Annotated in this window: 2 protein-coding genes; both read left to right on the forward strand. The window is 51.7% G+C overall.

Translation table 11 applies throughout. The annotated features are described in order from the left end of the window. A partial coding sequence (locus KKA81_17375) for a PQQ-like beta-propeller repeat protein (GenBank protein ID MBU2652701.1) occupies nt 1-1,147 on the forward strand: 1,147 nt, incomplete at its 5' end. 25 nt (nt 1,148-1,172) lie between these two features. Further along, on the forward strand, nt 1,173-2,363 hold a 1,191-nt coding region (locus KKA81_17380; protein ID MBU2652702.1), incomplete at its 3' end, for a hypothetical protein.

Consider the following 2,363-nt stretch of genomic DNA (forward strand, 5'->3'; position numbering starts at 1 on the left):
CGGGCTGAAAAAAGTTTGGGAATACAACGAGCTCCAGACAAAGAACAGCAAGTTCGATACCTGGTCGGCGGTGTCCGTCAAGGACGGCAAGGTTGTCGTTCCCGGCCGGCACGATGACCAGGACGAAGTTTTCTGCTTCGACGCCGATACGGGGAGGCTGTTTTGGAAGAAACAATACGCCGCGCCCGGAGATAGCCTTTGGGGCGGCGGTCCCCGCGCCACGCCTTACATAGACGGTGACAAGGTTTACACCTTCGGCAGGATGGGCCATCTGTCGTGCTGGGACCTCAAAGATGGAAAACTAAAGTGGATAAGAAATGTCCATGACAAAGGCGGCCTAACGCCTCTTTATGGTCACTCGAGTTCCCCCCTGGTCTATAAGAAGCTGGTCATTGTTCAGGGTGGTGGAGGAGCCCAGACGATTGCGTTCAACAAGAAAAACGGCGCGGTGGTTTGGAAATCAAATATCACCGGAGTCGCGGGTTACGCATCTCCCATCCTCGCCAGGCTGAATGGAAGAGACCAGATTCTTGTCTTTAACGGTGCTGGCGGTGAGGGGCGCGACGGAAACACGCCTGGAAGAATCGCCGGCCTCGATCCCAGGACCGGCAAGAAAATCTGGGAATCACCCTGGTGGTGCAAGCTCGACATCTTCGCCACCACTCCGGCGGTGGACGGCGATACGGTTTTCATCACCTCCGGTTACGGAGGCGGCGGGTGTAAGCTGGTCAGGGTCGCCGGAACGAAAGCTACCAAGGTCTGGGAACATTGGAAAGATAAGATCATCGCCTCGCTTCACTCTGACCCGATCATTCTGGACGGATACATCTACTGCTATTCGGGGATGAGTACCGGCAAAGGCGAGCTCCAGTGCGTCGAGCTCAAGACCGGCAAACTGATGTGGTCAGCGGGAGAACAGGTGGGATGTGGAACAATGGTCCTTGTTGACAGGCACCTGCTCTGCCTGAGCAACCGCGGGGACCTGTTTCTGGTTGGACCCAATCCGAAGGCCTTCAAGAAAGTCACCGAGTTCCGCGGAGCGATCCCCGACACCCGCGATTACGCTTGGACCGTTCCTGTTGTTGCTAACGGCAAGCTTTACCTCCGCTTCAAGGAGTGCCTGATCTGCTACGATCTAATGAAGTAGCGAACTTAGTGCGGAAGGGAAACTTATGAACAGAAATATTGAAAGAATCGCATTTATTTGGATTGTTGTGGTGCTAATTCTGACAACAGCGGTGAGGGCCTGGGCCGGTGAAGGTCTGAGGCTGGAAAAAAGCAGTACTGAGAAAGTTTACTTTACCCACAACGGCAAGCCATTGTTGTCCTTTGGGGGGCTGTCGGACTTTATTTTTTATGCGGGAGAGGATGCTTATGACTATAAGCTTTGGGCCGATTGGGGTGCTGAGCAGGGGATTAACCATATTCGGGCCTATCCGCCTTTGAGCTGGAAGCATATTGAGAAGTTTACGAAAGAAAACGGCGGGTCTTTGGATAATATGTTGTTCCCGTATAAAGAAACAAGACGCGGAAGCCGACAATTCGACCTAACTAAATTTGACGAGCGATACTGGCGGCGCTTTCGGCGACAGTGCGAATACCTCGAATCCAAAGGCATTATCATTCACTTGTTGATGTGGAACGGCTGGCAGTTGCGGGCAGGCGATACTCCCGGGCGGAATAAGTCAGATATTGACTGGCCGGGACATTTCTTTAATCCTGCAAACAATGTGAACTCATTTACGGATCATCTGTGGCCGGACTTGGAGAACCGCTATGCGATATATCACTCTGTGGCGGATAAAAAGACCGGTCTTGTGAATGCGCAAAAAGCCTGGTTCAAAAAACTCGTCGAAGTGACGGCTGATTTGGACAACGTTTATTATGACCTCGTGCACGAAATTAAAGAGCATCACCGTGAGTGGTCAAAGATGCAATCGTGGATTGAAGAAATGGCTCTGGCGGTGCGTAATCACAGTATCAAACTCCAACCTGGTAAGCCGGCGATTTTTGGGATGGATACCGGCGGGTTGAGCGAGGCGCAGAGAGACTGGATATTCACCCGGCCATATTTTAATCTTTTGGTTTACGGCAAAAAGCACACAGTTGCCAACGCCAGGAATTGGCGAATTAAATATAAAAAGCCGTACATACCGCAGGAAAGCTGGGATGACGACGGGCAAAAGTACAGCTATATACATCCGGAACAACGGGTGCACACCAGGAAGTATATGTGGAAATTTATGATGGCCAAGTGCCAGCAGATGGATTTGTATATGAAGCCGAGAATAGGTTTCTCCTCGGAGGACCTGCCGGAGTTCCCGCATAATTACAATCCGAACGGCCGGAGTAAGTTCGAGGAC

Source organism: Bacteroidota bacterium (assembly GCA_018831055.1).
Lineage (GTDB): Bacteria > Bacteroidota > Bacteroidia > Bacteroidales > B18-G4 > M55B132.